We start from the raw sequence: 25,812 nt of genomic DNA on the forward strand, positions 1-25,812 counted from the left end.
CGCATCCCCATGAGCGAACCCTTTGTCTTTGATCCCCGCTGCGACCTGTGCAAGGAGCCCTTCGGCGCCGTCCCCTGCGGAACGGCGGTCACCTTTCACTGCCGCCCCCTGGCCACGGAGGGCTTTTCCCACTGCGCACTGGTCCTCTCCTGTGAGTTTTCCGGGACGCAGCGGGAGCAGGAACTACCCCTGGAGGGCTTCGCAGGCGAGCGGCTTTGCTTTTCCGGCACACTGACCGCGCCGGAGCTGCCCGATCTTCTCTGGTATCACTTCCGCTTCTGGCGGGAGGACGGCACCGGCTGTCTGCTGGACAAGACCGGCTACCGCAGTGACGGACAGGCCGTGTCCTGGCAGCTGACGGTCTACCAGGAAAGCCGTACGCCCGGCTGGTTTGGGGCAGGTGTGACATACCAAATTTTTCCAGATCGTTTCTGCCGTCTGGTACCCGTGGACCCTGCGGGTCTGGTTGGCCGGCGCTGGGTCCACGAGGACTGGGATGACACGCCGGAGTGGCGGCCGGATCCGGATGGGGAGATCCGCAACCGGGACTTCTTTGGTGGCACTCTGGCGGGGATCACGTCGAAACTGGACGATTTGAAGGCCCTTGGTGTCACCACGCTGTACCTCTGCCCCATTTTCGAGTCCGCCTCCAACCACCGTTATAACACAGCGGACTATACCCGCATCGACCCCATGCTGGGCACGGAGGCCGATTTCCGCGCTCTCTGCGCCCAGGCCCGACAGCGGGGGATGCGGGTGATTTTGGACGGCGTGTTCAACCACACCGGATCCCAGAGCATGTACTTCAATGCCGATGGCTATTACCCCACTTTGGGCGCAGCCCAGAGCCAGGATTCTCCCTGGTACAGCTGGTACCGGTTCCACCACTGGCCGGATTCCTACGACTCTTGGTGGGGCATCCGCACTCTGCCAGCGGTGGAGGAGTCCTCTCCCTCTTATGTGGATTTCATCATTGACGGCAAGGACTCCATTATCCGCCGGTGGCTGCGTGCCGGAGCTTCCGGCTGGCGACTGGATGTGGCGGATGAGCTGCCGGACTGGTTTCTGGAGAAGATCCGCGCCGCCATGGAGGAGACGGCCCCTGACAGCGTCCTGATCGGCGAGGTGTGGGAGGACGGCTCCAATAAGATCGCCTACTCCCAGCGGCGGCGGTATCTGCTGGGCAGTGAGACCCACGGGCTGATGAACTACCCCTTCCGCACGGCGCTGCTGGCCTATGTCTCCGGCGGGGATGCCGATGACTTTCGGGAGGCCATGGAGACCCTGCGGGAGAACTATCCTCCGGCGGCCTTTTACTCCGCCATGAACTTTTTGGGCACCCACGATACCCCCCGCATCCTGACGCTGCTGGGTGCGGACCGAACGCCGGACACCAAGGCGGAGCGGGCCTCCTACCGGCTTTTGCCCCGGGAGCGGGCAGCGGGCATCGCCAAGCTGCGGCTGGCGGCGCTGGTGCTGTTCACCTTCCCCGGCTCTCCCATGATCTATTACGGGGATGAGGCCGGGATGGAGGGCTTTGAGGACCCTCTGAATCGGGGAACCTACCCCTGGGGCCGGGAAGACCGGGACCTGCTGGCGTGGTTCACCCGGCTGGGTGCCCTGCGGAATGCGTATCCAGCCCTGCAGTCCGGCACCATCTCCTGGCTCTACACCGCAGGTCCTTTGTTGATTTTTGCCCGGCAGAACGGTGACCAGCGGCTGACCACAGCCGTCAACGCCTCACCGGACTCCCACACTGTCACACTGCTGTGGGAAGGCGCTGGCCCCACTGATCTCCTCACCGGAGATACTCTTCCCTGTTCCGGCGGTGTTCTGCACTTGCAGCTGCCGCCCTGGGGCTGCCGTCTTTTGCTGTGACCGGCTGCGGATGTTTCACGTGAAACATCCGCGGCTCTTTTTCTGCCGTTTGTTTCACGTGAAACATTTTCTCTTCCTTTTCTCTGCTTTTCCGCTTTTCTCCTTGCAACGGCCGTCCACGCTTGCTATAATAAATGAGCATAAGCATTTCTACCTTATTGGGTATTTTCAGAAAGTAGGTGCCCACGTGGCAAAAACCATTGCGATTGTGAATCAAAAAGGCGGCGTGGGGAAAACAACCACCTGTGTGAATCTCGCCGCGGCCTTGACGGAGGCCGGGCAGCGCATCCTCCTGTGTGATTTTGATCCTCAGGCCAATTCCACTTCTGGAATGGGCGTGGACAAGACGGTCTCCAAGGGAATCTACGATGCCCTGATCGGCGAAGTGCCGGTGGAGGACGCCCTGGTGCACACCAAATACGGCGATGTTCTCCCCTCCAACAAGGCGCTGGCCGGCGCCGGGATCGAACTGATCGGCATGGAGCGCCGGGAATTCCTTCTGCGGGACGCGCTGGACAAGGTAAAAGATCGCTACGACTTCCTGTTCATCGACTGCCCCCCCTCTCTGGAACTGCTGACGCTGAACGCCCTCTGCGCCGCGGACGCCATCCTGGTGCCGGTGCAGGGCGAATACTACGCTCTGGAGGGCCTCAGTGACCTGATGAACACGGTGCGGATCGTCCGCAGGTCCCTGAATCCCCGGCTGGAACTGGACGGCGTGCTGCTGACCATGTTTGACGGGCGGACCAATTTGGCCTTGCAGGTGGCGGAGGAAGTGAAGCACTACTTCCCCGGCAAGGTCTATGCCACTGTGATCCCCCGGAACGTGCGCCTCAGCGAGGCGCCCAGCCACGGCAAGCCCATCACCGCCTATGATCGGACCTCCCGGGGCGCGGAGGCCTACACCGCCTTTGCGGCGGAGTTTCTGAAAAAGCAAAGCGCCTGATTCTCTGGAAAGGAGCGTTCCCATGGCATCCAAGAAACCCTCCGGCCTCGGCCGGGGTCTCGGCGCCCTGCTGGGCGACGACGTATTGAAGGCGGAGAGCACCGGCAGCCTGTACCTGCCCATTTCCCAGGTGGAAAGCTGTTCCTCCCAGCCCCGCAAGCACTTTGACGAGGCATCCCTGGCAGAACTGGCCGACTCCATCCGAGAGCACGGTATCATCCAGCCTCTTACCGTCCGGAAGCTGGCCTCCGGCTACTATCAGATCATCGCCGGAGAACGGCGCTGGCGGGCTGCGCGGCTGGCGGGCCTTCAGGAAGTGCCCGTCATTGTCATGGAGGCCGATGACCGCAAGGCCGCCGAGCTGGCCATGATCGAAAACCTCCAGCGGGAGGATCTGAACCCCATAGAGGAAGCCGCTGGCTTCCAGTCCCTGATGGAAACGTATCACATGACCCAGGAGGAGGCCGCGTCCCGAGTGGGCAAATCCCGCAGCGCCGTGGCCAACGCGCTGCGGCTGCTGTCCCTGACGCCGCCGGTGGCCAAGCTGGTGGAGGAGGGAAAGCTCTCCGCCGGTCACGCTCGGGCGCTGCTGCCCCTCTCCCCCGCCCTGCAGGAAAACGCCGCTGGCGCCGTGATCTCCGGCGGCCTCTCTGTCCGCCAGACGGAGGCCCTGGCCAAGCGGCTGAGTCTGGAAAAGCCGGAAAAAGCCCCCGCGCCGAAGGGAATCGACTATGCCGCGGAGGCGCAGAAGGAGTTGAGCTCCAAGCTGGGCCGGGGGGTGCGGATCGTCACCGGCCGCAAAAAGGGCCGGATTGAGCTGGAATACTACGGCATTGACGACCTCAACGACCTGCTGGAGGCCCTGGCGATGCTCCGGGCAAAGCAAACGAAAACCCCCTGATTGGGAAAGGATGATCTGCCATGAAATTTGAAAAACGCAGCGGAGACGAAGCGGAGACACCCTCCTCTGCTCCGGAGGAAACGCCCTCCACCGGGAAAAAGCCCGTTGTCATCTATATCATGATCCTGTTCATCGTGGCCTTTCTGCTGATGGCGCTGTCCTTTCTAATGCACCAGCGGAGCAACTCCGAGGTGATTGGGGAGCTTCAGGACTCCGTCACTGCCATGCAGGAGGTACAGGCCACGCAGGACGCCCTGCTGGACCTGCAAAACCAGCTGGATGAAGCCCAGACCACCATCGACGCGCTGGAGTCCTCCGCAGAGGAAACTGACGCCGCCTTGGCGGAGGCCCAGCGGGAGAACCAGGCACTGCTGGCTCTGTACACCATTCAGCAGCAGTATTCTGCGGGAGATCTGGCGGGCTGTCAAGCCAGCATCGACGCCTTCGAGGCGTCTGAATACCGGGACGCACTGCCTGAGACTGCTGAGGAGGGTGTCACCCCTCCCTCCCAGCGGTATGCGCAGCTGAAGGAAGCAGCAGAGGCCCGTTGAGCAGTCAACGGCTGGCCATTGTTTCACGTGAAACATGCAACATCAATAAATTGAGGAGAGAATCATCATGCTGGATATCAAATTTATCCGGGAGAATCCGGATGCCGTCCGTGAAAATATCAAAAAGAAGTTTCAGGATGCCAAGCTTCCCCTGGTAGACGAAGTCCTGGACCTGGACTCCAAGCGCCGGGCCGCCATTGCGGAGGCGGATCAGCTCCGCTCCAACCGAAACACACTCAGCAAGCAGATCGGCATGCTGATGGGCCAGGCCAAAAAGGACCCCGCCAAGCTGGCGGAGGCCGAGGCTGTCAAGCAGCAGGTGAAGGAACAGGCGGACCGCTTGGCAGAGCTGGAGAAACAGGAGACGGAGCTGGAGGAAAAGCTCCATCACAATATGCTGCTGATCCCCCAGATGATCGATTCCTCCGTGCCCATCGGCAAGGATGACAGCGAAAATGTAGAGGTCCAGCGGTTCGGAGCATGTGAAGTCCCCGACTTCCCCATTCCCTACCACGTGGATATCATGGAGTCCTTCAACGGCATCGACCTGGATGCCGCCGGGCGGGTCTCCGGCAGCGGCTTTTACTACCTGCTGGGCGACATTGCCCGGCTCCATGAGGCGGTGCTGGCCTACGGCCGGGACTTCATGATCGACAAGGGCTTCACCTACTGCATCCCCCCCTTCATGATCCACGGCAACGTGGTGGAGGGCGTTATGAGCCAGACAGACATGGACGGCATGATGTACAAGATCGAAGGGGAGGACCTGTACCTGATCGGCACCAGCGAGCACTCCATGATCGGCCGGTTCATTGACCAGATCCTGCCGGCTGAGAGCCTGCCCCAGACCCTTACCTCCTACTCCCCCTGTTTCCGCAAGGAGAAAGGTGCCCACGGCATCGAGGAGCGTGGCATCTACCGCATCCACCAGTTTGAAAAGCAGGAGATGATCGTAGTCTGTAAGCCCGAGGAGTCCAAGGACTGGTATGAGAAGCTGTGGCGGATGTCCGTGGAGCTGTTCCGCTCTCTGGATATTCCGGTGCGGCAGCTGGAGTGCTGCTCCGGCGACCTGGCAGATCTAAAGGTCAAGTCCTGCGATATCGAGGCCTGGTCTCCCCGCCAGCAGAAGTTCTTTGAGGTGTGCTCCTGCTCCAATCTGGGGGACGCCCAGGCCCGCCGTCTGCGCATCCGCTATAAGGATGAAAATGGCAAAATGCAGCTGTGCCACACCCTGAATAACACCTGCGTGGCCCCGCCCCGGATGCTGATCGCCTTCCTGGAGAACAACCTCCAGGCCGACGGCACTGTCCGCATCCCCCAGGTCCTGCGGCCCTATATGGGCGGCAAGGAATTGCTGGTCCCCGCGGAAAAATCCAATTTGTAATTTTTTGTTTTATTTATACAAATCGTTGAACCCGTTTCCAGCCGTTGGAGCGGCGCGCAGCCCTGCTCCGGATCATTCGGTGCCCCTCCAGCGGCTCCATTCGGGTCAAATCTCTGAAAGCCTTGGGCTCCAATGGTTACAGCATACGTACACAGGCGCCCATTCATTTCACACAGGAGAGTCCCATGACTGAACTTACCAAAAAGACCACCGGCTTCCTGGCGGAGTTTCGCCAATTCATTGCCAGAGGAAATGTGCTGGATATGGCGGTGGGCGTCATCATCGGCGGCGCCTTCGGCAAAATTTCCACCTCCCTGGTCAACGATATCCTGATGCCCCTGCTCTCCCTGCTCACCGGCGGCGCGGACTTCTCCCAATGGCAATGGGTCCTGCGGGAGGCGGTGTATGACGCCGGCGGCAGCGAAGTGCGCGCCGCTGTTGCCATCAATTACGGCTCTTTTCTCTCCACTATTCTGGACTTCCTCATCATCGCCTTTGCGGTCTTCTGCCTCATCAAAGCTATCAACCGCTTCCACCGAAAGAAGGAGGCCGCTCCTCCTCCCCCGCCCCAGCCCTCGCAGGAGGAAGTGCTGCTGGCGGAGATCCGAGACCTGCTGAAGGAGAGGACATGATGGAACAGCGCCTGCAATCGGGTCTTGCCGCCCTGAACCTCCCTGTGGAGGGAATCCCTGCTCTGGTCCGGTATGGGGATCTGCTGATCGAGACCAACAAGGTGATGAACCTCACCGCCATTACGGACCCGGAGGATGTGGCCACTCTCCACTTTTTGGACAGCGCCGCCCTGCTGACCCTGGAGTCCTTTTCCGGAAAGTCCGTGGTGGACGTCGGCACCGGTGCCGGTTTTCCCGGTCTGCCCCTGCGGGTGCTGGAGCCCTCCATCCGCCTGACGCTGCTGGACTCCCTGAACAAGCGCATCCAGTTCCTGGAGACGGTGTGCCGGGAGCTGGACCTCCCCGATGTGGCCTGCGTCCACGCCCGGGCGGAGGAATTTGCCGCGGAGCACCGGGAAACCTTTGATTTAGCGGTCTCCCGGGCAGTGGCGGCCCTGCCGGTGCTGTGTGAGCTGTGCCTGCCGCAGGTAAAGCCCGGCGGGAAGTTCCTGGCCATGAAATCCGTGGAGTCAGACGCGGAGCTGGCCGCCTCACAGCACGCCATTGCGATCCTGGGCGGCGCCGTGGAGGCGGTCCGGGACTATGCCATCCCCGGTACAGATGTGCGCCACCGGCTGATCGTGGTGGAAAAAGTGAAAAAAACTCCGGAAAAATATCCGAGAATGTTTGCAAAAATCAAGAAGAATCCCTTATAATACATTTGTGAGCAGTTGAAAGGAAGTGCCGCCTGATGACGTCTCCAGGACAGTGCATTGCCGTCGCATCCGGAAAGGGCGGCACCGGAAAGACCTCCTTTACGGCGGGTGTAGGCGCGGCTCTCGCCCTATCTGGCCGGCGGGTGCTGTGCCTGGACTGCGACATCGGTCTGCGGAATCTGGATCTGGCCCTGGGCCTGTCGGACCGGACGCTGATGGACTTCTCAGACGTGGCGCAGAACCGCTGTTCCCTGGAACTGGCCGCTGTGGAACACCCCAAGATCCCCGGCCTTTTCCTGCTGACCGCGCCGGCGCGTCCCCATGGTCGCCCGGTGACGGAGATCCAGATGGCAGATCTGCTGCGGGAGGTACGCAGGCGGTTTGACTTCTGTCTGCTGGACGCACCTGCGGGCCTGGGGCGGGGCTTTCAGCTGGCCACCTGCGCCGCGGACCGCTGCGTGGTGGTGACCACTGCGGACGCCTCCTCCCTGCGGGACGCCCAGCACACCGTCATGGAGCTGGATCGCTTCCCATCAGGCGCCCTGCACCTGGTGGTGAATCGGGTGCGCAAAAAGCTGCTGCGCCAGCTCCACGCCACCATTGACGATGCCATCGACAAGGCCGGCCTGCCGCTGCTGGGAGTGGTCCCCGAGGATGACGCCCTGCCGCTGTGTATGAACCGGGGTGTGCCCATCCTGCTGGCGGACGGCCAGAGCGCCGCGACTGCCTACCGCAACATTGCGAAACGCCTCCAGGGGGAACGGGTCCCCCTGCTGCGGATCAGATAGAGAAAGGAGTCTTTCATGAACATCGCCCTCATGTCCCACGACAACAAGAAGGAGCTGATGGTGCAGTTCTGCACCGCCTACGCCGGCATCCTGTCCCACCACAACATTTACGCCACCAACACCACTGGCCACATGGTGGCCGACGCCACGGGCCTGAATGTCCACTGCTTCCTGTCCTACGCCCACGGCGGCAGCCAGCAGATCGGCGCCCGGATCGCATACAACGAATTCGACCTGGTACTCTTCTTCAACGACCCCAACAACGAGGCTATGGTGGGAGATGTTTCCTATATCTCCCGGCTGTGCGACCAGAACAACATCCCCTTTGCCAGCAATCTGGCCACGGCGGAGGCGCTGGTACTGGGTCTGGCCCGGGGCGATTTGGACTGGCGCTGCATCGTCAATCCCTCCAACCGTCCCATCGCTTGACATTTTTCCCCAAAGCGCATACAATCACCCTGTTGATTCATTTGCACCGCGCGGATGCCGCAGCAGTACTCCAATCGCCGGCCCCACAGAGAGGGGCGCACCGCTGAGAGCGGCCCGGCCGGCCTGGACGAAGGACAGCGGCGGAGCGGGGGCGGAGACGCCCACGGCACCCTCCCCGTAGCACAGGAGGCAAAAAGGAGGCTCTATAGGCCTTGAATTTGGGTGGCACCACGAAGCGGAATCGCTCTCGTCCCAAAGCCGCGGGACGGGAGCGTTTTATCATTTTGCGCCCGCGGTGCATCCCGGGCAGCGACCCGCATCCCACGAAAAAGGAGTTTTGACGATGGCTAAAATGACCCCACGGACACTGTCCGGCTTTATGGAACTGCTGCCCGGACCACAGCAGCAGATGGAGCGGATCATGGAGATCCTCCGCCGTACCTATTCCCTCTATGGCTTTACCCCCCTGGACACCCCGGTGATCGAGTCCAGCGAGGTACTGCTGGCCAAGGGCGGCGGCGAGACGGAGAAGCAGATCTACCGCTTCCAGAAGGGCGACGCGGATCTGGCACTCCGGTTCGACCTGACGGTCCCCCTGGCAAAGTATGTGGCCCTCCACTACAACGACCTGACCTTCCCTTTCCGCCGGTATCAGATCGGCAAGGTGTACCGGGGTGAGCGGGCCCAACGGGGCCGCTTCCGGGAGTTCTATCAGGCGGACATCGACATCATCGGAGATGGCAGGCTCTCCATCATCAATGAGGCGGAGATCCCCGCCATCATCTACAAGACCTTCTCCACCCTGGGACTGAAGCGGTTCCAGATCCGGGTGAACAACCGGAAGATCCTCAACGGCTTCTACGCCATGCTGGGTCTGACGGAGAAGTCCGGTGACATCATGCGCACCGTAGACAAGCTGGACAAGATCGGGCCGGAGAAGGTGAAGGCCATCCTCACCGGCGACCTCGCCGTGACTCCGTCCGACGCCGACGAGATCCTGAAGTTTATCGCCATCTCCGGCGGAAACGACGCCGTTCTCTCCGCTTTGGAGGGCTACCGGGGCCGGAACGAAATCTTCGACCAGGGTCTTGAGGAACTGAACACGGTGGTCCGGTATCTGGCGGACTTCGGCGTCCCGGCGGAGAATTTCGCCGTGGACCTGACCATCGCCCGGGGCCTGGACTACTACACCGGCACCGTCTACGAGACCACCTTGCTGGATCACCCCGAGATCGGCTCCGTCTGTTCCGGCGGCCGGTACGACAATCTGGCGGAGTATTACACGGACCGCCAGCTTCCCGGCGCGGGCATCTCCATCGGCCTGACCCGGCTGTTCTATGTGCTGGGAGAACAGGGTATGCTGAATCCGGACCTGCCCACCGCTCCGGCGGATGTGCTGATCCTGCCCATGACGGAGGACCTGTCCGCTGCCATCTCCCTGGCCACCCTGCTGCGGGAAAACGGCATCCGCTCCCAGCTCCACTGCGAGGAAAAGAAATTCAAGCAGAAAATCGCCTATGCCGACAAGCTGGGCATCCCCTATGTGATCTTTCTGGGGGAGGACGAGATCAGCTCCGGCGTGGTGGCCTGCAAGGACATGGCCACCGGCGAGCAGACAAAGCTGGAACCCGCCGCCACCGTCTACCGCATTAAGGCGGGTCTCGCGGAACGGGAAAAGGGCACCGTCATCCAGGAGTAATTCCCTGCCCCACAGAGATACTTTAACGCCGAATTTCACCTGCGGAGACAACCAAATCGCATCTCAAGCAGTCCAAGCAGAAATATTTTCTATAAAAAATACAAGCAGTATTTACTAGAGGTGTTTCTATGAAGAACCGGAAGCGTGTCTGGGTGCCTTTGTTGGTCCTGCTGCTGGTCGCCGCGATCTGGTACAGCCGTCCGGTAACATTGCCGGACCTGATGAAGGGCCAGGAACTCCAAGAGATCAACGTCCTGATCCGCTCCCTGGGGGACTGGGCCCAGGAGCCAGAGACCGCCACGGTGTCGGTACCCCTCACTTCCCCAGAGGGGGCGGCCCTGCTGAAACAGCTCCAAGACCTCTCCTTCTGCCGTTCTCTGACAGACCCGCTAATCAAGCCCCTTGCTCAGGCGGTGAATGCCAGCCATGGGTCCGTCTTCTATGAGGCGGGAGACTGGATGTTCTCCCTCTCCCTCGCCGGTACAGATGGCGATTTTGCTGTGCTGAACTTTACCGTCCGGGAGTGGTCCTATGCTGCTCCGGGACAGGCGGACTTCTACGGCTGCACCGTCCCGGACGGAGAGGCCGTTGGCAGGGGCCTTGGGGAACAGCTCTGGGCTCTGGCAGCGAAATATGATCTCAATTCGTAATATTTTTTATATAAATTTCTATTTGTAATCACATTTCCACACAGAAAGGAATCCACAATCATGACACAGAATCGCACCCATACCTGCGGAGAGCTGCGGCTCTCCGACGCCGGCAAGGCCATAAAGATCTGCGGCTGGCTGGAAAACCTCCGGGAGGTAGGCAGTGAGCTGGCCTTCGCCGTGGTCCGGGACTTCTACGGCACCACTCAGGTGGTGGCGGAGACCGCCGACATGGTGGCCCTGCTGAAGTCCATCAACAAGGAGTCCACCATCTCCGTGGAGGGCACCGTCCGAGAGCGGGACAGCAAGAACGCCAAGCTGCCCACCGGCGAGATCGAGGTGGTACCCGGCAAAATTGAGGTGCTGGGCCGCTGCCAGCACAACGAGCTGCCCTTCCCCATCAACCGCAGCCGGGAGGCCGACGAGGCCACCCGCCTGAAGTACCGCTATCTGGACCTGCGGAACCCGGCGGTGAAGAACAACATCATCCTCCGGTGCCAGGTAGTGGCCGCCCTGCGGCAGGCCATGACAGAGCATGGCTTCCTGGAGATCACCACCCCCATCCTGACCGCCTCCTCCCCGGAGGGTGCCCGGGACTATCTGGTGCCCGCCCGGAACCACCCCGGAAAGTTCTATGCCCTGCCTCAGGCGCCCCAGCAGTTCAAGCAGCTGCTGATGACCTCCGGCTTTGACCGGTACTTCCAGATCGCCCCCTGCTTCCGGGACGAGGACGCCCGGGCGGACCGCTCCCCCGGTGAGTTTTACCAGCTGGACATGGAGATGGCTTTTGCCTCTCAGGATGACGTATTTGCCGTACTGGAGGACGTGCTGCCCCCCATCTTTGCCAAGTACGGCAAATACGACCGGGCCAGCTCCGCGCCCTTCATGCGTATCCCTTACACCGAGGCCATGGAGAAGTATGGCTCCGACAAGCCGGACCTGCGCATCGACCTGACGGTGCAGGACGTCACCGGCCTGCTGGGCGCCTGCGGCTTCGGCCCCTTCGAGGGCAACGTGGTGAAGGCCGTGGTGGTCAGCGACTTCCACGAGACCCGGAAATTCATCGACAAGACCCTGGCGGATGTGGAGGTGGTCTCCGGCGGCAAGCCCTACTGGTTCCGCCTGGACGAAAACGGCGAAATCGTGGGCGGCATCGCCAAGTTTGTCCAGCCCATCAAGGAGTCTGTGGTCTCTGCCCTGGGTCTGAAGCCCAACGACTTCGTGGCCCTGTCCGCCGGCAAGCTGGGCGCTGCCCAAAAGACCGCCGGCACGCTGGTAAAGACTCTGGGCGCCGCCGTCCCCGGTCACATGGACAAGGAGCAGTACGCCTTCTGCTGGATTGTGGACTTCCCCATGTACGAGATCGGCGAGGAATCCGGCGAGCTGGAGTTCTGCCACAACCCCTTCTCCATGCCCTCCGGCGGGCTGGAGGTCCTGCTGAAGGCGGAGCGGGGCGAGATCGATCCCCTCAGCATCACCGCCGACCAGTATGACCTGGTGTGCAACGGCGTGGAGCTCAGCTCCGGCGCGGTCCGGAATCACGACCCGGAGATCATGATTAAGGCCTTTGAGATGGTCCGGCTGGGCGAGGAGGACGTAAAGGCCAAGTTCCCCGCCATGTACAACGCCTTCACCTACGGCGCGCCGCCCCATGCGGGCATTGCCCCCGGCGTGGATCGCATGGTGATGCTGCTGGCCGGGGAGGACTCCATTCGGGAGATCATCCCCTTCCCCATGAACAAAAACGCCCAGGACGTGATGATGAGCGCCCCCAGCGAGGTCACGCAGAAACAATTGGACGAGCTGCACATCGCCATCGTCAAGCCCCAGGACTGACCTGTAAATCCGGAATAAAAAAGAGACGGACCGCATTTCTGCGTTCCGCCTCTTTTTTTCCACTTTCCGGCATCATCCCACGCATACCACCTTCATGACTCCGGAGGTCAAAGCCTGTCAAACCGCTGGCCCTGGGTATTGCACCAGAAATGGTCCTCCGCCAGACCGGAGACGTAATAGGTCAGCGGCCCGGAGAAATCGCCGGATTCGTGGATATCTATCTCCAACGACGGACACCAGCCCATGCCGCCGCGGTCCCGCAGCCGGGCAGAAAAGGCCGTTTCCCCATAGTAGTCCAGGTAGGGGATTACCACCCGACAGGTGCCGCTCTGGAAGATCAGCAGCTCCTGCAAGGTGCTGTCACACCAGATGCCGTCAAACGCAGCCAAATCCGCAGGCCAGGCAGAGGGCTCCTCCTGCCAGAGCGTGGTCTCCGTCCCCAGAAGCCTGGTGAAAAAGGGGGACAGGGACCGGACCGCCGCCCGGTAGGTCTCTTCTCCCAGCTCCGGCGCCTCACCTGCTTTCCGCAGGCTGTCCGCCCTGTCCAGAACCGCTGCAAATGCCACTGCGGAGGCTGCCGGTTCCGCCTCCATCTCCTCCAAAAGGGCCAGGACCACGTCCTCCTCCGGGATCGTCTGTCCAGAGCCCGCCCAGTCCAGCAGGGTCCGTGCCGCCGTCTCCGGTGTCTCCTCCAGCACTTGTACAGCCACCATCTCCCAGGTGGTCTCCGAGACCGTCCCCTCCCCCTGGGGACTCCCCAGCAGGGCGATCATTGCCATCAGTAGAGCCGCCATCCGCATGTTGTCACACGCTCCCTTCTATTTTTGCCAGCATACCACGGGGTCCGTTTGGATTCCACCACAAATCAGTAACAGTCTTTTCTTTCGGGCCTGGATGTGATACACTTCATATCATCACTCCACAGCAGAAAGGAGCTCTTATGAAACGACTTTTTACAATTCTGCTGGCTGTCCTCTCCCTGTTGAGCCTGACTGCCTGCGGCGGCTCCCCCACAGAGGAGACTTCCCAGGAACCCTTAGTGGACATTCAGCCCCAGGAGCCGGAGGCGCCCCCGGAACCCACGCCGGAGGAACTGGCCGCCCAGGAGGTGGAGGACCTGCTTGCCTCCCTGACCCTGGAGGAAAAGGTCGGCCAGCTGTTCTTTGTCCGGGTACCCGACACAGACGCGGTCTCCGACGTGAGCACCTATCATCTGGGCGGCTACATCCTCTTCGGCCGGGATACGGCGGACAAAACTGCCGATGCTTTGATCCAGACCATTCAGAGCTATCAGGACGCCGCGGCTGTGGACACCGGAATCCCGCTGCTGATCGGCGTGGACGAGGAGGGCGGCACGGTGGTGCGGGTCAGCTCCAATCCCCATCTGCGGGCCTCCAAGTTCCCCTCTCCTCAGAAAGCTTATGCCTCCGGCGGCATGGAGGCCGTGCTGGCAGATACCCGAGAGAAGGACCTCCTTCTCTCCGCCCTGGGCTTCAACGTGAACCTGTCCCCGGTGGCAGATGTGTCCACCAACCCCGCCGACTTTATGTATGACCGCACCTTCGGCCAGGATGCGGCCGCCACAGCGGACTATGTGGCCCAGGTGGTCTCGCAGATGGCGGAGGACGGTATGGGCAGCGTCCTCAAGCACTTCCCCGGCTATGGGAACAATGTGGATACCCACACCGGTATCGCCGTGGACCAGCGGCCGCTGGAGTCCTTCACGTCCTCCGACTTCCTCCCCTTCCAGGCGGGTATGGAGAGCGGCGGCGGAAAGACCGCTGTGCTGGTCTCCCACAATATCATGACTGCTGTGGATGGAGATCTCCCCGCCTCCCTGTCCCCGAAGGTCCACGGCCTGCTGCGGACGGACCTGGGCTTTGACGGCGTGGTGATGACCGATGATCTGGCCATGGAGGCAGTTGCAGCGTACAGCGCCGACGGGGCCGTGGCGGTGATGGCCCTGGAGGCGGGAAACGATCTCGTCATCACCACCGACTACCGCACCCAGATCCCCAAGGTCCTGGAGGCGCTGGAAAGCGGCGCCCTGTCCGAGGAGACCATCGACACCGCCTGCCGCCGGGTGCTGACCTGGAAGCAGAATCTGGGGCTGCTGTAACATACCTCCCGGTCCCATCCCCTGACGAAAGGAAGTTTTCCACATGGAAACGGAAAAACTCTATTACCAAGATCCCTACCTCACCGCCTTCACCGCCCGGGTGCTCTCCTGTGAAAAATCCAAATCTGGCTGGGCCGTAGTGCTGGACCGCACCGCCTTCTACCCGGAGGGGGGCGGACAGCCGGCGGACCACGGCACTCTGGGCGCAGTCCAGGTCACGGATGTCCATGAAACAAAGGGCGTGATTTTCCACACCTGTGACGGCCCTGTGGAGATCGGCACCCAAGTGGCGGGGCCGTTGACTGGCCCCGCCGGTTCGACCACATGCAGCAGCACTCCGGGGAGCACATTCTCTCCGGCCTGCTGTGCTCGCTGTACCACTGTGACAACGTGGGTTTCCACCTGGGGGCCGACACGGTGACCATCGACTACAATGCCGAGCTGACCTGGGAACAGGTCATGGCCGCGGAAAAGGCCGCCAATGAGGTGATCTGGCAGGACACTCCGGTGGACATCACCTTCCCCGCGCCGGATGCGCTGGCCCGTCTGAACTACCGCAGCAAGAAAGCGCTTACCGGCCAGGTGCGGATCGTGGCCTTCCCCGGGGCGGACTGCTGCGCCTGCTGCGGCACCCACGTGCGCCGGGCCGGTGAGGTGGGGATTATCAAGATCCTCTCCTGCCAAAAGTTTCGGGAGGGGGTGCGGCTGGAGATTCTCTGCGGATCGCGGGCCTACCGGTATCTCTCCCAGGTATACGACCAGGACCGCGCCGTGGCCCAGCTGCTGTCTGTAAAACCCCAGGACACCCTGGCCGCCGCAGAGCGGCAGGCGGAGGAGCTGGCCGCCGCCAAGCAGCGGATGACGGAGCTGGAGGATCAGCTCTTCTCCCTCCGGGCCCAGGCCCTGACAGACCGGGGAGATCTGCTGCTTTTGGAGCCCCCCACGCGGCCGGACGGAGCCAGAAAGCTGGCAGACGCAGCCGCAAAGGCCTCCGGCGGTCTGGCGGCGGTGTTCGCGGGAGCGGAGTCCTCCTACGTCTATGCCCTTGTCCAGGCCGATGGGGCGGACATCTCTCCCCTGGTGAAGCGGCTGAACGCCGCTCTTTCCGGCCGGGGTGGCGGGCGGAACGGCTTTGCCCAAGGCAGCGTGCAGGCGGACCGGACCGCCATCTGTGACTTTTTCCGCAAGGAGGGGATTGAATGTCCTACGTGCTGATCGAACAGAATCTTGAGGAAGAGGACGAGCCCCGGTTCATCTACGCGGAACTGGACAGCGGGCGCCGGGAGGTCCGGCGGGTGGAATTCTACCCCAATGGCCTCTGCTTTGCCTACGGCGGCGACTACGGCCGGGAGGAGGCTCTCTCCCCTGCCCCCTACCCGGAGGACCTGCGGACGCTGAACCGCCCCGGGGAGGTCACCGCCCGCGCCATCACTCCGGCCGCGTTTTGGGAGATCTGGGGACAGGCCCAGGAGCGGCCGGACGGCTTTATGGGGATGTTTGCCTGATGAGAAGAAGCATTTGTTTTGCCGGGGGCTGCTTCTGGGGCATGGAGGCCCTGTATCGCCGCCTGCCCGGCGTACTGGATGTCACCGCCGGCTATGCCAACGGAGACACGGCAGATCACGCCAACTATGACGATGTCTGCACCGGCCGCACCGGCTTCCGGGAGGCGGTGCAAGTGGCGTATGAAGACGGGACTGTCTCCCTGCCCCACCTGCTCTTTGTCTTTTTTGCCGCCATCGACCCGGAGACTCCCAACCGTCAGGGACCGGACGTGGGCAGCCAGTACCAGACCGGCGTATACTGGATGGACCCGGCGGACGAGGGCATCATCCGCTCCATCGCTGTCCTGGAGGCCGCGGCCGTTCCCTTCTTCGCCGTGGAGCTGAAGGCCCTGGCGTGTTTCTATCCAGCGGAAGAATTCCATCAGCGGTATCTGGAAAAGCACCCACGGGGCTACTGCCACGTGGCCCCCTGGAAACTGGCCGCCCTGCCGGACTTCCCCTTTTCCACAAAGACCTATACCCGTCCCGCAAAAGAGCTGCTGCAGACCTGGAAAGAAGCCGGAGAAGTGTCTTTCTGACGGGCGGGGGAAACTCTGTTTTCCACAGGCTGACCATATTTGTGTAAATAAAAGCGCCGCAGGCGGATGCCTGCGGCGCTCTCTTTGATTCAGCTTCCGTCACTGGACGGGCTCGTTCATCTCTGCAGTGATATACTGTTGGCCGTACATGGCGTCGTACAGCACATCCTCCCGCAGCTGCAGCAGCTCCCGGGCCTCGTCGGAGAGAGCCGCCTCCTCCACGCCGGCGCTGGGCGTCCCCGTGCCATCCACAAAGTACAGCTCCGTGTTGGTGAGACACACCTGGCTCACCTTCTCCAGCAGCGCCCAGTACCGGGTGACCGGCTGACCGGTCAGCTCCAGCAGCTGGGGGCCGATGGCGGTGATGCTGCTATCCCGCCGGGTGCCTGCCTGCCCCTGGAGCAAGGCCGCATCATTGGCCCAGATCAGATAGTCCGTGGAATACAGGTCGCTGATCTCCTCCGGGGTCCAGCCCACCGTGTCGTTATCCGGGCAGAGGCCCAACTTTGTGTACACTGTGTCCCCGTCCGTCATGAACAGATTGGGCCTGTGATCCCCGAAGAACACCACGATGGTAGGCTCCTCGCTCTCCCACAGGGCGTCTGTCAGATCTCCCAGGGCCTGATCCGCCCGGGTGATGCCCTCCAGCATGACCCGGACGATGGCCATATCCTCCTCGCCGAGGCTTTCGCTGGTGACGCCGATCTGACACTCATAGTTGAATTTCTCCGGGTCAAAGGGCTGGTGGTTCTCCATGGTGATGCCGTAGAGAAACGCCCGCTCCCCGCTGCTGTTGATGTCCTCCATCCGGTCCAGCATGGCCTGGAAGAAGTAACTGTCCCGCATGTAATACCCGCCGTAGATGCCCCCCTCCCAGGGAAAGTCCAGAGCCTGGATATCTGCGGAGAACAGAAGGTCGGAAAAGCCCAGCCTGGGATAGGTCACCGTTCGATTATACAGGCTGTCGTTATACCCATGGAGCATCTCCGCCCGGTAGCCGCTCTTGGTATACTGCTCCGGCAGGGCGTCAAATTTCTCATAGGCGTCATCCTCCAGGAAGCAGATGTTCGTCCCAGCACCGAAGTCCAGCTCCGTAATGCCGTACAGCATGGACATCTCCAGATAGCCGGTGCCGTAGCCCAGATAGTGGCTGTGGAATGTGCCGCTGATGCCCTCGCTCTCCAGGGCATGGAAGTTCTCCAGGGGATCCCGTTCATACTGAAGGCCCGGCAGCCGGGTCAGATCGTAGAAGGACTCCGACTGGGCCACGATGATGTTGGGCTGCACCGCCGCTGCGGGGGCGTCGGCGCTGTCCTCTGTCAGGATCTCGTCGATCCGGGCCAGGACCTGCTCCATGTAGGCTTCGCTGTATCCCTCCGGGCTCTTCTTGGCCTGAAGAAAGCAGTCCCGCCAGAGACTCAGCGTCAAACCGTAGGTGTCGTGGCTGTTGGCCGCAGCCAGGCGGGTGTTCACATCCACCTGAAAAACCGCCCCCGCCGCCTGGGCTCCCTGTGTGGAAAACAGCCCAATGGTCAGGGCCAGGGAAACGGAAAAAGTGACAAAGCGGCACCGCCCGGTGAGCAGCGTCAGCCGCCGCACCAGAATCAGAATCCCCACACACATCCCCAGGGCGATCATCGCCATCCAGAAATCCACCGGCGGGCGCAGCTCTCCCGCCACACCGGCCACCTCTCCCACCTGTGCCGCCAGGCCGAAGTCCGCCAGCACCAGTGGCGTGCCGTTGATAGCTGTCTTGAAATAGTCCACCAGGGACAGCACCAGTCCGGCAACCCCCACCAGTATAGCGGAAAGCCACAATCTACCCAGCAGCGCCCCCAGGGTGAACACCACAGCGCCGTAAAGGACGCCGGTCAGCAGCAGATAGGTGGGCCATTTCACGAACCACTCCCACACGATGGAGAGGGAACCGGTAACCACCCACTGGACGGCCACCGCCACAGCCAGCCCCATGCAAAGGCTGCCGCCCAGAAACATGACCCAGCGCAGCCACACCGGCCCCAACGCCCGGGGCCGCTTCTGTCTCTTCAACACTTCTACCTCATTTCCCAGGTTATAAAAAGGGTCGCGGGGATTTCCCGCGGCCCCGATAATCTCCGATCAGTATGCCAGTTTCTCCGCCAGATAGCTCTTCAGCTGGTCGACGGGCAGCCGCACCTGCCCTCCCGCAAAAGCACTGCTTTTGCGGGACCCCTGTCCCATCTCATTCCTCGGGCGGAATGAATCCGCCCTCCGGCGAGATTTTGCCTCCGGCAAAATGCTCGGACGCCGCGCCGCGGCGTTCTGGAGCAGGATCGACACAGGCATCAGTATGCCAGTTTCTCCGCCAGATAGCTCTTCAGCTGGTCGACGGGCAGCCGCACCTGCCCTCCCGCAAAAGCACTGCTTTTGCGGGACCCCTGTCCCATCTCATTCCTCGGACGGAATGAATCCGCCCTCCGGCGAGATTTTGCCTCCGGCAAAATGCTCGGACGCCGCGCCGCGGCGTTCTGGAGCAGGATCGACACAGGCATCAATATGCCAGTTTCTCCGCCAGATAGCTCTTCAGCTGGTCGATAGGCAGCCGCACCTGCCCTCCCGCAAAAGCACTGCTTTTGCGGGACCCCTGTCCCATCTCATTCCTCGGGCGGAATGAATCCGCCCTCCGGCGAGATTTTGCCTCCGGCAAAATGCTCGGACGCCGCGCCGCGGCGTTCTGGAGCAGGATCGACACAGGCATCAATATGCCAGTTTCTCCGCCAGATAGCTCTTCAGCTGGTCGATAGGCAGCCGCACCTGCTCCATGGTGTCCCGGTCCCGGACGGTAACGCAGTTGTCACCAGCCTTATCCGCATCGCCCACGGTGTCGAAGTCCACCGTGATGCAGTAGGGCGTGCCGATCTCGTCCTCCCGGCGGTACCGCTTGCCGATGGAACCGGTGTCGTCAAAGTCCACCATCCAGTCCTTGCTGAGCTCCGCCTGGATCTCACGGGCCTTTTCGGAGAGCTTCTTAGAAAGGGGCAGCACCGCGCACTTAAAAGGCGCGATGGCCGGATGGAACCGCATGACGGTGCGGACGTCGTTCTTTTCTGCATCCACCACCTCTTCATCGTAGGCTTCCACCAGCAGGGCCAGGGTCATCCGGTCCGCGCCCAGGGAGGGCTCCACCACATAGGGGATATAGTGCTCGTTCTTCTCCTGATCGAAATAGGTCAGATCCTGGCCGGAGTGCTCCTGATGCTGGGTCAGGTCGTAGTTGGTCCGGTCCGCCACACCCCACAGTTCCCCCCAGCCGAAGGGGAACAGATACTCAAAGTCCGTAGTGGCCTTGGAGTAGAAACTCAGCTCCTCGGGCTCGTGATCCCGCAGCCGCAGATTCTCCTCCTTGATGTTCAGGCCCTTCAGCCAGTCGTGGCAGTACGTCCGCCAATACTGGAACCACTCCAGATCCGTGTCCGGCTTACAGAAGAACTCCAGCTCCATCTGCTCGAACTCCCGGATGCGGAAAATGAAGTTACCCGGGGTGATCTCGTTGCGGAAGGACTTGCCGATCTGGCACACGCCGAAGGGCAACTTCCGGCGGGTGGTCCGCTGGATGGCGGGAAAGTTGACAAAAATGCCCTGGGCGGTCTCCGGCCGCAGGTACACCTCGTTGGCGGTGTCCTCCGTGACGCCCTGGTGGGTCTTGAACATCAGGTTGAACTTGCGGATGTCGGTGAAGTCGCTCTTGCCGCAGCCAGGGCAGGGCACCTGGTTGTCCCGGATGAATGCCACCAGCTCCTCCTGGGTCATGGCCTCCACGTTCACGTCCATGCCGTGCTCCTGCACATAGCTCTCCACCAGCTTGTCCGCCCGGTGGCGCATCTTGCAGGCCTTGCAGTCAATCAGAGGATCGTTGAAGGTGGATACGTGGCCGCTGGCCACCCACACCTGGGGATTCATCAAAATGGCGGAGTCCAGTCCCACGTTGTAGGGATTCTCCTGGACGAATTTCTTCCACCAGGCCCGCTTGACATTGTTCTTCATCTCCACGCCCAGGGGACCGTAGTCCCAGCTGTTGGCAAGGCCGCCATAGATCTCACTGCCGGGGAATACGAATCCCCGGTTCTTACACAGGGCCACGATCTTCTCCATGGTCTTCTCGGTGTTTTTCATGTTCCATTCTCCTTTACGGCGGCCCGGACAGAAAAAACGCCCCGAGCCGGTTTTCGGCTCAGGGCGAACAATCAGTCCGTGGTTCCACCTGAATTCGCGCCTGGCTGACGCGCACTCTTCACCCGGTAACGGCGGGGACCGGCAGGGCATTTCCGCCCCGCGGCTCCAGGGTGCCTGTTCTTCCGCCTCCCCGCAAGGGCTCACACCAGCCGCCCTCTCTCTTTGCCGGGGTATGGGGGATACTTCTCCCTGTCACTGCCTTTTGGATATCGTGAGAACTGTATCACGTTTTCATCAGAATGTCAAGGCCGAGTCCCACAGAAGCCGCACCAGGCAGGGCACTCTCTCACCCGGACCCTGGTCTGATCCCTTATCCGAAGCGCAGAAAAAGGCCGCCCCATAGGGCGGCCTTTCCCAATTTACTTTTTCTCCCGATCGTAGGCCACGATCACCCGGCGGTTGGGCTCCGTTCCGGTGGAGTAGGTCGTCACATTGGGCACATCCTGCAGCGCCGTATGGATCACATGCCGCTCATAGGCATTCATAGGTTCCAGTGTCACGCTGCGGCGGTACTTGGTGACCTTGGCGGCCACCTTCCGGGCCAGATGCTGAAGACTCTGCTCCCGCTTTTCCCGGTAATTCTCCGCGTCCAGCTGCACCCTCACCCGGCCGCTGCCGCTGCGGTTCACCGCATAGCTGGTCAGCTGCTGGATGGCGTCCAGAGTCTCGCCCCGGCGGCCGATCAGTGCGCCCAGATTCTTGCCCTCCAGGATCACCTTGTAGCGGCCCTTCTCCAGCAGATAGATGTGGATCTCCGCAGCACTCTCCATCTGCTCCAGCAGGCCGGAGAGGAACTTACGGATGGCCTGGGCCTTCTCGTCATCCACTTCTTCGCCCAGTGTCTGCACGGGAGCGGACTGCCGGGTCTTCTCCTCCGGGGCGGGCGCCGGCGCCTCCGCCGGCTTGCGCTCCTGTCTGGGCGGCTTTTCCGCTTTGGGGGGCTTAGGCCGCTCTTCCTGCGGCTTCTCCTTGGGGGCAGGAGCGGGGGCGAGAACCTCCTCTTCCTCCTCCGGGCCGTAGCTCACCCGGACCTTGGCCGGGCTGCTGCCCAGACCCAGAAAACCGGACTTTGCTCGCTCCAAAATCTCAACGGACACATCGTCCCGGTCCAGGCCAAGCTGCCGCAGGGCATTCTGGATGGCCTCATCCTCGGTCTTGCCCGTTACATCAATAAACTGTCTCATGGCGTAACAAGCTCCTTACTGATCATCATAGCGGTCCTCCTTGTAGGACCGGCCGCGGGCATAGGGCCGGTCTCCCACACGGCCCGCTTCCGTGGTGCTGGTGGCCGCCTTTTTGGCCTTCAGGGCCTTGGCCTCCTGCGCCGCCTGCCGCTTTTCCTTCAGGCTCTTCTTCTGTGCGGCCTGCTGACGCTGCTGCTCCTGAAGCAGCTTGGCCTCCTCCATCCGCTTCTGGCGGTCCGCCTGGATCATCTCCTGCCGGGCGTCCTCCTCTTCCTGCAGCTTCTTGGTGTAGAACTTGCCCAGGACCATCTCCTGGATAATGGAAAACGCGCTCTGGGCAGCCCAATACACGCCCAGGGCGGCGGGCACGATGAAGGCGATGTAGATAGACATCAGAGGCATCATCCACATCATCATCTTGGTGGAGCCGTTGGCAGCCGCAGTCTGGGCGGACTGGCTCATGCTGACCTTGCTCAGCAGGAAGCTGAACACACCGGAAATGATGGGAATCAGAATCAGTCCCACCGCGGCCAGCGTGATGCCCGTGGAGAGGCTGCTGACAGCGCTCCAGGGCGTCTGGATCAGGTCAATCCCCAGGAAGTGGTAGTCGATGTTCACCCAGCCGGGATGCTCTGCAATGAAGTCGGGGAACTGGCTGTTAATGATGTTGGAAATGGCGATCTGCTCATAGCCGGGGCTGGCCACGATCTCAATGCCGGCGCCTTCAATCAGACTTCTGGCCGCATTCACTACCGCCAGACCGGCGTCCTTGCCGCCGAAGTTCATGAAGTAGACAATGGGCTCCCGGATGATATAGTACAGGGCCATCAGAATGGGCAGGGGCAGAAAGCTCCACAGGCAGCCGCTCATGGGATTGAAGCCCTCTTCCTGGTAGAACTTCTGCATCTCCTCCTGCATCTTCAGCTGGTTGTTGGCGTATTTCTTCTGGATCTCCTGCATCTTGCCGGACATGCGGCTCATCCGCACCATGCTCTTCTTGGACTTCATCTGGAAGGGCAGCAGGATCAGCTTGATGACCAGCGTGAACAGGATCAGGGACACGCCGTAGGACCCTGTCAGGTTGTAAAACAGCCGCAGCAGGGCCGCAAACGGGATACAAATTGCGTATCCGATGGTTGAAAACATAGATGCTTCCTCCAAATTGTAATGGGACCCGGGCTTTCAGCGCCCGCAGAGCGGAGCATTTCCGCTTTCGGCCTGTCCGCATTCCGCAGTACCGGCTGACAGACGGCCGGACAGCAGCACAGGGTCCGGCAGAGGGGCTTGTCCCCTCCTCTCATGGGACCGGATCATATCCTCCCTTGTGAAACGGATTACAGCGCAGGATACGCCGGAACGCCAGCCAGCCGCCCTTGAGGGCGCCGTACTTCTCAATCGCCTCCAGCGCATATTGGGAACAGGTGGGAATATACCGGCAGCAAGGCGGCCGGTACGGGGAGATGGCCACCCGGTAAAATTTCACCAGGGCCAGCAGGACCTTTTTCATCATGACCGGTCCTCCAGCAGCTCCAGCTTCCTGCAAAGACGCAGGAAGGTATCGTTCAGCTCCTTCCAGGAGGCAGTCAGGGTCCGTCCCCTGGCTACCAGAATCATGTCGTACCCCTGGCGGAGCCGTCCGGAATTGAGCCGGTAGACCTCCCGCAGGCGGCGGCGGGCCCGGTTGCGGACCACCGCATGACCCAGCTTGACGGATACCGTCACGCCCAGGCGGTTGTGCCCCAGCCGGTTTTTCCGGCAGTAAAGCACCATCCCTCCGCCCACGGCGGAGGCGCCCTTCTGGTACAGCCGGCGGAACTCATAATTCTCTTTCAGGGTCACTGCCCGCTTCATGCTGCCACCTGCCTTCTCCCATTTGATACATCTGACACAAACTCAACGAGGGACGGAGGAATCACAGAATTCCCGCCGTCCCTGAAGACGTTGTTCAAGTGTCTCCCGCACGGTCCGTTTCTCAGTAGGACAGACGGGCGCGGCCCTTGGCGCGGCGACGGGCCAGGACCTTGCGGCCGTTGGCGGTTGCCATTCTCTTGCGGAAACCGTGGACCTTCTGGCCGTGCAGCTTCTTGGGCTGATAGGTACGTTTCGTTGCCATGTTGAGACACCTCCTGTCAGAATTGCGGCCCTTTTGAGGGCGGCACTTACTCGACACCGCCTAAAGGGCGGCGCAGTAAACAGATCAAGACCGCATGATCGCGGCGCAACCGATATTATACAGACTGTTTGAAAATATGTCAACTAAAACTTAAAAGTTTTGCGAAATTTCCGTATTTTTTTCTTTTTTCAGTTGCGATTCTCGAAAATTTCAAAATCTGGTGTCCCATGCTGTCCAAAGCCGCTATATCTTGTTGCCTGTGCAGGCGGATCTCCTTGGTTCTTATTATTAGAATAAGTGTTGTAATTTCCGGCTGTCTTTGGTATAATAAAGCGTACTGCCATGTCTATTTTTTACTAGAGAGAGGTGTTTCCTTTTGAATTCCGTCGCCGACGTGTGGGACAATGTACTATCCCAGCTGAAGGGCGAGCTCTCGGAGACCACCATCGCCACCTGGTTCGACGAATTGGAGGCTGTGGACATCCAGGGCAATACGTTTATCCTCCACTGTTCCAACGACTTTAAAAAAGGCTATATCGAGTCCCTGTTCATGAAAAACATCAAGGCCTCCCTTCACGACATTTTCTCCACGGATTTTGAAGTGAAGATTCTGGATGACCTGGATTACGCAGAGCTCAAGGATAACCGCCCGCACCGCCAGAGTGAGCGGTTCACTTCCGCGGAGTTCACATTCGAGACCTTCGTGGTGGGCCCTTCCAACAAGCTGGCTTATGCCGCCTCCGTCTCCGTGGCGGAGCATCCTGCTCAGAACTACAACCCCCTGCTGATCTACGGGGACTCCGGCCTGGGCAAGACCCATCTGATCTATGCCATCGCCAACGTCATCCGCCGGAACGACCCCCGGTCCAAGATCGCTTACGTCAAGGGCGACGACCTGACCAACGAGCTGGTGGATGCTATCCGGGAGGGTAAGACTGCGGAGATGCGGGAGAAGTACCGTCAGGCGGACCTGCTGCTGGTGGACGACGTGCAGTTCATCGCCGGCAAAAAGCAGACGCAGGAGGAGTTCTTCCACACCTTCAACACCCTGTACGAGTCCGGCCGGCAGATCGTCCTGACCTCCGACCGCCCCCCCTCTGAGATGACCCAGCTGGAGGACCGCCTCCGCACCCGATTTGAGTGGGGACTGCTGGTGGACGTAGCGCCGCCGGATTTTGAGACGCGTCTTGCCATCGTGAAAAACAAGGCCGCCCTGCTGGGCATGGAGCTGCCGGACAAAATCTCCGCCTACATCGCCGAAAACGTCACCGCCAACGTCCGCCAGCTGGAGGGCACCATCAACAAGATCCTGGCCTACAAGGATCTGCTGGGCAACGACACCGACGAAGAAACCGTCACCCGGGCCATCCAGGACATGCTGCGCCGCAGCAACGAGTATGTCCCCACGCCGGAGGCCATCCTTGAGTATATCTCCAAATATTACAGTCTGGACGAGTCCGTGATCCGGGGCCAGCAGCGGGTGCGGGACGCGGTCTCCGCCCGGCAGATTGCCATGTACCTGATCCGCTCCATGACGAACCTCAGTCTGGATGAGATCGGCAAGGTCTTTGACAACCGGGACCACTCCACCGTCCTCTACTCCATCCAGCAAATCGAAAAGAAGATGAAGAAGGACGCTGCGTTTGCCGAAATGGTGAAGGAGATCAAGACGAATATCAACTCCAAGCGGTGACCAGATTTCTCCACATCTT

General features: G+C 61.1%; 26 protein-coding genes and 1 other annotated feature. Of the genes, 18 read left to right on the plus strand and 8 right to left on the minus strand.

Translation table 11 applies throughout. The features are described 5' to 3' along the window. The first annotated feature begins 9 nt into the window (after positions 1 to 9). From EIO64_RS10445 to aspS, 12 genes are all read left to right on the plus strand, one after another. On the plus strand, positions 10 to 1,878 hold the full coding sequence (locus EIO64_RS10445) for a glycoside hydrolase family 13 protein (protein ID WP_136891311.1): 1,869 nt from the start codon (positions 10 to 12) through the stop codon (positions 1,876 to 1,878). 187 nt (positions 1,879 to 2,065) lie between these two features. Further along, on the plus strand, positions 2,066 to 2,824 hold the full coding sequence (locus EIO64_RS10450; protein ID WP_136891312.1) for a ParA family protein: 759 nt from the start codon (positions 2,066 to 2,068) through the stop codon (positions 2,822 to 2,824). A 22-nt stretch (positions 2,825 to 2,846) separates the two neighbouring features. After that, entirely contained in the window at positions 2,847 to 3,725 is an 879-nt protein-coding gene (locus tag EIO64_RS10455; RefSeq protein WP_021751175.1) for a ParB/RepB/Spo0J family partition protein, read from the plus strand. A gap of 20 nt (positions 3,726 to 3,745) precedes the next feature. Beyond that, positions 3,746 to 4,276, plus strand: coding sequence for a hypothetical protein (locus EIO64_RS10460; RefSeq protein WP_136891313.1), 531 nt, complete (start codon positions 3,746 to 3,748; stop codon positions 4,274 to 4,276). 67 nt (positions 4,277 to 4,343) lie between these two features. Then, on the plus strand, positions 4,344 to 5,660 hold the full coding sequence (gene serS / locus EIO64_RS10465) for a serine--tRNA ligase (protein ID WP_136891314.1): 1,317 nt from the start codon (positions 4,344 to 4,346) through the stop codon (positions 5,658 to 5,660). 185 nt (positions 5,661 to 5,845) lie between these two features. Further along, positions 5,846 to 6,292, plus strand: coding sequence for a large-conductance mechanosensitive channel protein MscL (gene mscL, locus EIO64_RS10470; RefSeq protein WP_136891315.1), 447 nt, complete (start codon positions 5,846 to 5,848; stop codon positions 6,290 to 6,292). Further along, a complete protein-coding gene (gene rsmG, locus EIO64_RS10475; RefSeq protein WP_249390649.1) occupies positions 6,289 to 6,987 on the plus strand; it encodes a 16S rRNA (guanine(527)-N(7))-methyltransferase RsmG in 699 nt (232 codons plus the stop codon). Before mscL ends, rsmG begins: the two co-directional genes overlap by 4 nt. 35 nt (positions 6,988 to 7,022) lie before the next feature. Beyond that, positions 7,023 to 7,775: a septum site-determining protein MinD gene (gene minD / locus EIO64_RS10480; RefSeq protein WP_021751169.1), complete on the plus strand. Its 753-nt coding sequence runs from the start codon at positions 7,023 to 7,025 to the stop codon at positions 7,773 to 7,775. Between the two features lie 15 nt (positions 7,776 to 7,790). Beyond that, positions 7,791 to 8,204 (plus strand): methylglyoxal synthase, encoded by a 414-nt coding sequence (locus EIO64_RS10485; protein WP_021751168.1) that lies wholly within the window; start codon positions 7,791 to 7,793, stop codon positions 8,202 to 8,204. Between the two features lie 343 nt (positions 8,205 to 8,547). Further along, positions 8,548 to 9,903 (plus strand): histidine--tRNA ligase, encoded by a 1,356-nt coding sequence (gene hisS / locus EIO64_RS10490; protein ID WP_136891316.1) that lies wholly within the window; start codon positions 8,548 to 8,550, stop codon positions 9,901 to 9,903. A gap of 128 nt (positions 9,904 to 10,031) precedes the next feature. Beyond that, positions 10,032 to 10,553 carry a hypothetical protein gene (locus EIO64_RS10495; protein ID WP_136891317.1) on the plus strand — a complete coding sequence of 174 codons (522 nt, stop codon included), beginning with the start codon at positions 10,032 to 10,034 and terminating at the stop codon, positions 10,551 to 10,553. Between the two features lie 60 nt (positions 10,554 to 10,613). Then, positions 10,614 to 12,389 carry an aspartate--tRNA ligase gene (aspS, locus tag EIO64_RS10500; RefSeq protein ID WP_119311861.1) on the plus strand — a complete coding sequence of 592 codons (1,776 nt, stop codon included), beginning with the start codon at positions 10,614 to 10,616 and terminating at the stop codon, positions 12,387 to 12,389. Positions 12,390 to 12,496: 107 nt separating this feature from the next. Here aspS and EIO64_RS10505 read toward each other — a convergent pair whose 3' ends face one another. Beyond that, complete coding sequence (locus EIO64_RS10505) at positions 12,497 to 13,189, minus strand: hypothetical protein (protein WP_119311862.1); 693 nt, start codon at positions 13,187 to 13,189, stop codon at positions 12,497 to 12,499. Positions 13,190 to 13,329: 140 nt separating this feature from the next. Here EIO64_RS10505 and EIO64_RS10510 point away from each other — a divergent pair, with 140 nt between their 5' ends. From EIO64_RS10510 to msrA, 5 genes are read left to right on the plus strand one after another with little or no spacing between them, the layout of a single operon-like run. Then, a complete protein-coding gene (locus EIO64_RS10510; RefSeq protein ID WP_021751161.1) occupies positions 13,330 to 14,508 on the plus strand; it encodes a glycoside hydrolase family 3 N-terminal domain-containing protein in 1,179 nt (392 codons plus the stop codon). A gap of 43 nt (positions 14,509 to 14,551) precedes the next feature. Next, positions 14,552 to 14,929: an alanine--tRNA ligase-related protein gene (locus EIO64_RS10515; protein ID WP_249390650.1), complete on the plus strand. Its 378-nt coding sequence runs from the start codon at positions 14,552 to 14,554 to the stop codon at positions 14,927 to 14,929. Then, a complete protein-coding gene (locus tag EIO64_RS10520) occupies positions 14,833 to 15,723 on the plus strand; it encodes an alanine--tRNA ligase (RefSeq protein WP_249390651.1) in 891 nt (296 codons plus the stop codon). The genes EIO64_RS10515 and EIO64_RS10520 overlap by 97 nt, the downstream gene beginning before the upstream one ends. Next, a complete protein-coding gene (locus EIO64_RS10525; RefSeq protein WP_021751158.1) occupies positions 15,708 to 16,013 on the plus strand; it encodes a DUF6881 domain-containing protein in 306 nt (101 codons plus the stop codon). The genes EIO64_RS10520 and EIO64_RS10525 overlap by 16 nt, the downstream gene beginning before the upstream one ends. Then, the gene (gene msrA, locus EIO64_RS10530; protein ID WP_136891319.1) at positions 16,013 to 16,591 is read left to right on the plus strand and encodes a peptide-methionine (S)-S-oxide reductase MsrA; all 579 of its coding nucleotides are present in this window, start codon (positions 16,013 to 16,015) and stop codon (positions 16,589 to 16,591) included. Before EIO64_RS10525 ends, msrA begins: the two co-directional genes overlap by 1 nt. A gap of 99 nt (positions 16,592 to 16,690) precedes the next feature. Here msrA and EIO64_RS10535 read toward each other — a convergent pair whose 3' ends face one another. The 7 genes from EIO64_RS10535 to rpmH form a co-directional block, all read right to left on the minus strand. Then, the gene (locus EIO64_RS10535) at positions 16,691 to 18,640 is read right to left on the minus strand and encodes an LTA synthase family protein (protein WP_136891320.1); all 1,950 of its coding nucleotides are present in this window, start codon (positions 18,638 to 18,640) and stop codon (positions 16,691 to 16,693) included. A 687-nt stretch (positions 18,641 to 19,327) separates the two neighbouring features. Beyond that, complete coding sequence (locus EIO64_RS10540) at positions 19,328 to 20,743, minus strand: glycine--tRNA ligase (protein WP_021751153.1); 1,416 nt, start codon at positions 20,741 to 20,743, stop codon at positions 19,328 to 19,330. A gap of 56 nt (positions 20,744 to 20,799) precedes the next feature. Beyond that, positions 20,800 to 21,008 (minus strand) — a binding site (T-box leader). A gap of 154 nt (positions 21,009 to 21,162) precedes the next feature. Beyond that, entirely contained in the window at positions 21,163 to 21,987 is an 825-nt protein-coding gene (jag, locus tag EIO64_RS10545) for an RNA-binding cell elongation regulator Jag/EloR (RefSeq protein ID WP_136891321.1), read from the minus strand. A gap of 15 nt (positions 21,988 to 22,002) precedes the next feature. Then, a complete protein-coding gene (locus tag EIO64_RS10550) occupies positions 22,003 to 23,133 on the minus strand; it encodes a YidC/Oxa1 family membrane protein insertase (protein ID WP_021751150.1) in 1,131 nt (376 codons plus the stop codon). A gap of 151 nt (positions 23,134 to 23,284) precedes the next feature. Continuing rightward, the gene (gene yidD / locus EIO64_RS10555) at positions 23,285 to 23,494 is read right to left on the minus strand and encodes a membrane protein insertion efficiency factor YidD (RefSeq protein ID WP_025543888.1); all 210 of its coding nucleotides are present in this window, start codon (positions 23,492 to 23,494) and stop codon (positions 23,285 to 23,287) included. Further along, on the minus strand, positions 23,494 to 23,838 hold the full coding sequence (rnpA, locus tag EIO64_RS10560; RefSeq protein WP_021751148.1) for a ribonuclease P protein component: 345 nt from the start codon (positions 23,836 to 23,838) through the stop codon (positions 23,494 to 23,496). Before rnpA ends, yidD begins: the two co-directional genes overlap by 1 nt. 121 nt (positions 23,839 to 23,959) lie before the next feature. After that, positions 23,960 to 24,100: a 50S ribosomal protein L34 gene (gene rpmH, locus EIO64_RS10565; protein WP_021751147.1), complete on the minus strand. Its 141-nt coding sequence runs from the start codon at positions 24,098 to 24,100 to the stop codon at positions 23,960 to 23,962. 376 nt (positions 24,101 to 24,476) lie between these two features. On the opposite strand from rpmH, the gene dnaA reads away from it, so the two are divergent. Further along, positions 24,477 to 25,793: a chromosomal replication initiator protein DnaA gene (dnaA, locus tag EIO64_RS10570; protein ID WP_021751145.1), complete on the plus strand. Its 1,317-nt coding sequence runs from the start codon at positions 24,477 to 24,479 to the stop codon at positions 25,791 to 25,793. Positions 25,794 to 25,812 lie beyond the last annotated feature (19 nt).

It is taken from the genome of Dysosmobacter welbionis, assembly GCF_005121165.3.
GTDB lineage: Bacteria > Bacillota > Clostridia > Oscillospirales > Oscillospiraceae > Oscillibacter > Oscillibacter welbionis.

What these genes read in the sequence shown, in the direction of transcription:
- rpmH (WP_021751147.1), bottom strand. Translation starts at nt 24,100, where the DNA reads ATGGCAACGAAACGTACCTATCAGCCCAAGAAGCTGCACGGCCAGAAG.
- hisS (WP_136891316.1), top strand. Translation starts at nt 8,548, where the DNA reads ATGGCTAAAATGACCCCACGGACACTGTCCGGCTTTATGGAACTGCTG.
- mscL (WP_136891315.1), top strand. Translation starts at nt 5,846, where the DNA reads ATGACTGAACTTACCAAAAAGACCACCGGCTTCCTGGCGGAGTTTCGC.
- EIO64_RS10460 (WP_136891313.1), top strand. Translation starts at nt 3,746, where the DNA reads ATGAAATTTGAAAAACGCAGCGGAGACGAAGCGGAGACACCCTCCTCT.
- aspS (WP_119311861.1), top strand. Translation starts at nt 10,614, where the DNA reads ATGACACAGAATCGCACCCATACCTGCGGAGAGCTGCGGCTCTCCGAC.
- minD (WP_021751169.1), top strand. Translation starts at nt 7,023, where the DNA reads ATGACGTCTCCAGGACAGTGCATTGCCGTCGCATCCGGAAAGGGCGGC.
- yidD (WP_025543888.1), bottom strand. Translation starts at nt 23,494, where the DNA reads ATGAAAAAGGTCCTGCTGGCCCTGGTGAAATTTTACCGGGTGGCCATC.
- EIO64_RS10515 (WP_249390650.1), top strand. Translation starts at nt 14,552, where the DNA reads ATGGAAACGGAAAAACTCTATTACCAAGATCCCTACCTCACCGCCTTC.
- jag (WP_136891321.1), bottom strand. Translation starts at nt 21,987, where the DNA reads ATGAGACAGTTTATTGATGTAACGGGCAAGACCGAGGATGAGGCCATC.
- EIO64_RS10520 (WP_249390651.1), top strand. Translation starts at nt 14,833, where the DNA reads ATGCAGCAGCACTCCGGGGAGCACATTCTCTCCGGCCTGCTGTGCTCG.
- EIO64_RS10455 (WP_021751175.1), top strand. Translation starts at nt 2,847, where the DNA reads ATGGCATCCAAGAAACCCTCCGGCCTCGGCCGGGGTCTCGGCGCCCTG.
- serS (WP_136891314.1), top strand. Translation starts at nt 4,344, where the DNA reads ATGCTGGATATCAAATTTATCCGGGAGAATCCGGATGCCGTCCGTGAA.
- EIO64_RS10445 (WP_136891311.1), top strand. Translation starts at nt 10, where the DNA reads ATGAGCGAACCCTTTGTCTTTGATCCCCGCTGCGACCTGTGCAAGGAG.
- msrA (WP_136891319.1), top strand. Translation starts at nt 16,013, where the DNA reads ATGAGAAGAAGCATTTGTTTTGCCGGGGGCTGCTTCTGGGGCATGGAG.
- EIO64_RS10510 (WP_021751161.1), top strand. Translation starts at nt 13,330, where the DNA reads ATGAAACGACTTTTTACAATTCTGCTGGCTGTCCTCTCCCTGTTGAGC.
- EIO64_RS10505 (WP_119311862.1), bottom strand. Translation starts at nt 13,189, where the DNA reads ATGCGGATGGCGGCTCTACTGATGGCAATGATCGCCCTGCTGGGGAGT.
- EIO64_RS10540 (WP_021751153.1), bottom strand. Translation starts at nt 20,743, where the DNA reads ATGAAAAACACCGAGAAGACCATGGAGAAGATCGTGGCCCTGTGTAAG.
- EIO64_RS10550 (WP_021751150.1), bottom strand. Translation starts at nt 23,133, where the DNA reads ATGTTTTCAACCATCGGATACGCAATTTGTATCCCGTTTGCGGCCCTG.
- rsmG (WP_249390649.1), top strand. Translation starts at nt 6,289, where the DNA reads ATGATGGAACAGCGCCTGCAATCGGGTCTTGCCGCCCTGAACCTCCCT.
- EIO64_RS10525 (WP_021751158.1), top strand. Translation starts at nt 15,708, where the DNA reads ATGTCCTACGTGCTGATCGAACAGAATCTTGAGGAAGAGGACGAGCCC.
- EIO64_RS10495 (WP_136891317.1), top strand. Translation starts at nt 10,032, where the DNA reads ATGAAGAACCGGAAGCGTGTCTGGGTGCCTTTGTTGGTCCTGCTGCTG.
- EIO64_RS10485 (WP_021751168.1), top strand. Translation starts at nt 7,791, where the DNA reads ATGAACATCGCCCTCATGTCCCACGACAACAAGAAGGAGCTGATGGTG.
- rnpA (WP_021751148.1), bottom strand. Translation starts at nt 23,838, where the DNA reads ATGAAGCGGGCAGTGACCCTGAAAGAGAATTATGAGTTCCGCCGGCTG.